At 32.1% G+C, this 3,807-nt stretch carries 4 protein-coding genes; 3 read left to right on the top strand and 1 reads right to left on the bottom strand.

Annotation, left to right across the window (positions count from 1 at the left end; translation table 11 throughout):
• Positions 1-128 precede the first annotated feature (128 nt).
• From tnpA to WY13_RS14165, 3 genes are all read left to right on the top strand, one after another.
• Positions 129-605 (top strand): IS200/IS605 family transposase, encoded by a 477-nt coding sequence (tnpA, locus tag WY13_RS14175; RefSeq protein WP_063556274.1) that lies wholly within the window; start codon positions 129-131, stop codon positions 603-605.
• A 200-nt stretch (positions 606-805) separates the two neighbouring features.
• Positions 806-1,408: a thiamine phosphate synthase gene (gene thiE, locus WY13_RS14170; RefSeq protein WP_063556273.1), complete on the top strand. Its 603-nt coding sequence runs from the start codon at positions 806-808 to the stop codon at positions 1,406-1,408.
• 165 nt (positions 1,409-1,573) lie between these two features.
• Complete coding sequence (locus tag WY13_RS14165; RefSeq protein ID WP_063556272.1) at positions 1,574-3,055, top strand: nicotinate phosphoribosyltransferase; 1,482 nt, start codon at positions 1,574-1,576, stop codon at positions 3,053-3,055.
• A gap of 307 nt (positions 3,056-3,362) precedes the next feature.
• On the opposite strand, the gene WY13_RS21140 is transcribed toward WY13_RS14165, so the two are convergent.
• On the bottom strand, positions 3,363-3,515 hold the full coding sequence (locus WY13_RS21140; protein WP_156499055.1) for a hypothetical protein: 153 nt from the start codon (positions 3,513-3,515) through the stop codon (positions 3,363-3,365).
• Positions 3,516-3,807 lie beyond the last annotated feature (292 nt).

The following is a 3,807-nucleotide window of genomic DNA, read 5'->3' as shown; positions in this document are numbered from 1 at the left end:
TTGTCAAGAAAACCACCGGTAATGCCGGTGGATAAAAGGGCTTAAGCTCTGAACAATAAAAACCCCCTATGATATAATTTGAACGACTGACAATCGCAAAAATTAAAATATCATAGGGAGGTGTCGTTATGGGAAACGACATAGCAAGCTTATCACATACAAAATGGAGGTGTCAATATCATATAGTGTTTGCACCAAAATATAGAAGGCAAATAATATATGGCAAATATAAAGTACAAATAGGAAAAATATTAAGAGAGATATGTATAAGAAATAATGTAGAGATAATAGAAGCAAATGCATGTATAGATCATATACATATGCTTGTAACAATACCACCCAAAATGAGTGTATCAAAGTTTATGGGAATACTTAAAGGAAAAAGTAGCTTAATGATATTTGATAGATTTGCAAATTTAAAATATAAATATGGAAATCGTCATTTTTGGTGTAGAGGTTATTATGTAGATACAGTTGGAAGAAATAAAACAGCAATAACAAAGTATATACAAAATCAATTACAAGAAGACCAAATTGCAGAACAAATAAGTATAAAGGAATATATAGATCCGTTTACAGGTGAGCAAGTAAAAAGAAGAAAATAAACAGCCACCAAGGGTGGTTGCTGGAAATGTTTTGCGATTGGCGGTCTATTCAGGGCGCGAGTAGCGCTTGCCAGTACCATGCCCTTATAGGGCTTAATCAAGCCACCAGCTTAGCTGGTGGTACTTGACTTTTAAAAATAAATATAAATTTATAGAAGATCATATATCCAAAAAATGAAAGATTGGGAGTCCATGATACTATGAATAAAAAATTATATATAGTAACAAACAGAAAGCTGGTAAAAAATAAAAACATGATTGATATACTAAAGGGTTCTATATTAGGTGGGGCAGATGCCATAATTTTGCGTGAAAAAGATCTTACTTACAGGCAATTAGTTCCAATTGCTGAGAAAATAAAAAAAATTACAGATTCTAACAATATACCCTTAATAATAAACAACAATATAGAAACAGCCTTAAAAATAGACGCCAAAGGATTTCACACAGGTTATCAAGATTATATGAATAGCAATTTAAAATTAAAATGTACTGTAGGTGTATCTGTGCACAATACTTTAGAAGCTATAAATGCACAAAAAAAAGGCGCAGATTATCTCCTTGCAGGACATATTTTTAAAACAGACTGTAAAAAAGGGCTAAAAGGTAGAGGTATTTCATTTTTAAAAGAAATACTAAATAACGTTTCAATTCCAGTTATTGCAATAGGTGGAATAACTGAGGCCAATATAGATACAGTACTAGAAACCAACGTTCGTGGTGCAGCTGTAATGTCTCTCGTAATGGCTTCGGATGACCCTTTTACTACAACTTATAATTTAAAAAAACATTTTAAAAAATGAAGGTATGATAAAATTTAGAGATCAAACCATGACTTACATTCTTCAATAAAAGTTCAGAATTCCATAAATGTACAACCTTGTAATATGTTAATTTAAGTATTACAATGTATACATATGTATATTTTTTTATCATAATCAAAACGTAGATAAGAGGAGATTTTCATTATGGAAAGCACAAAGAACTTTAATGTGAGAAACGAGAGAAACCTCACGATGCTAGTAGATTTCTATGAATTTACTATGGGTAACGGGTATTTGAAAACCAATATGGGTAATAGAATAGCCTATTTTGATATGTTTTTCAGAAAGATTCCAGATGAAGGTGGTTATTGCATAATGGCAGGTGTTCAACAAGTTATAGAATACCTGTCAAATTTAAGTTTTACAGATGAAGATATAGAGTATCTCAGGGGCAAGAAACAATTTTCAGAAGACTTTTTAAATTATCTAAAAGATTTTAGATTTTGCTGTGATGTATGGGCAGTACCCGAAGGAACTCCTATATTTCCAAATGAACCACTAATAACTGTAAGAGGTCCCGCTATTCAAGCTCAGTTTGTTGAAACCATGATACTTCTAACTATAAATCATCAAACCCTAATTGCAACAAAAGCAAGTAGGATTTGTAGAGCAGCAGGAACTAGACCTGTAATGGAATTTGGTTCTAGACGTGCTCAAGCTCCTGATGCAGCTATATATGGTGCTAGGGCTGCAGTTATAGGTGGATGTGATTCCACTGCCTGTGCTATATCTGAGCAAATGTTTGGTATGCCTGCAGTCGGTACAATGGCCCACAGTTGGATACAACTCTTTCCATCAGAATATGAATCTTTCAAGGCCTGGGCTGAAGTATATCCTGATAATTGTGTACTACTTATTGATACATACAATGTACTGAAATCTGGTCTCCCCAATGCTATAAAGGTTTTCAAAGAAATTTTAATTCCAAATGGCCATAAACCTAAGGGAATAAGAATTGATAGTGGAGACATAACTTACTTAACAAAAGAATGTAGAAAAATACTTGATAGAGCCGATCTTGAAGATGTTAACATAGTTATTTCAAACTCATTAGATGAATTTATCATAACTGATGTACTTAGAGAAGGTGCTTGCATTGATTCTTTTGGTGTAGGAGAGAGACTTATAACTGCAAGATCAGAACCAGTATTTGGTGGAGTATATAAGCTATCTGCCATAGAGGATAAGGAAGGTAAAATAATACCTAAAATAAAAATAAGTGAAAATGAAGAGAAAATAACTAACCCTGGATTTAAAAAAGTATATAGAATTTATAGTAAAAAAGGAAATAAAGCAATTGCAGATTTAATAACTTTGGAAGATGAAGAAATAAATAAAAATGAACCTATAGAAATATTTGATCCAGTTTTTACGTGGAAAAGGAAAAAAATAAGAGATTATTATATAAAAGATTTAAGAGTGAAAATATTTGATAAAGGAAAACTTGTATACACTTGCCCTGATGTGCTAGACATAAGAGATAGAGCAAAAGAAGAATTGTCTAGATTGTGGCCTGAAGTACTGAGATTTGAAAATCCTCATCATTACTATGTAGATTTGTCTGAAAACCTCTGGGATTTAAAACATCAACTTCTCAGTAAGTATTCTTCAACTTATGTAGAATAATATTAATACAATTTGTAGATGTACAGGTAATAAATTTATTACCTGTACATCTATATTATGACTGCAGCCTATTAATAATTTCTTCTAAGTGATAAAGATATTAAGAATACTGTCAATAAGTTATATCTGATTTTTAATTATTGTACTCACCCATTAAACCCTGACGAAAACACACCCTCTCACCCCGCATTTCTGCGTCAATTCTAAGAAACCTTGGCGAAAATTTTCCAAAAAAATGATGGTATTGAATACCACTTTTTTCATCGAAGTTTAGTGGGAAAACCACGAAAGTTTGACGAGATTAGTTTTAAGCAATCTGTCCTTTTCTCACATTTAAATCTAATATCTTTCCACTGAAATCCTTGATATGTCTAACTTTATATTCAATCATAGAATCCATCTCAAAAATGACTTGTTCTTCCCTTATTTCATTCAAACATTCAATCAATCCATTTTTCAATCATCTTTCACACTAACGGGTTTTTCGTATAATACTAAAGGTATATATCAGGCTTTCTTGCAATATACTACTCATGCAGCCCCGCTTTTATCAAGCATTTTCCAATCTTCATATCAATCAAAATTTCTCTCATTAATTACAATTCTTTTCATAAAATAAGAGCCAAAGAGTTTTACTCTCAGCTCTAATTTTTGTTGTATCTCTAATTACACCCCTTACGGGGTTGCCATCAGGCTTTAGTGGAAATCGGCAGGGTTTAATCGGAATTATCAAGGGTTATTTGGTGGATACA

Origin of the sequence: Clostridium ljungdahlii (assembly GCF_001636845.1) — a bacterium.
GTDB classification, from domain to species: domain Bacteria; phylum Bacillota; class Clostridia; order Clostridiales; family Clostridiaceae; genus Clostridium_B; species Clostridium_B ljungdahlii_A.
Note: the sequence above shows the minus strand (reverse complement) of the source record. Positions and strands in the feature narration are given on the sequence as shown.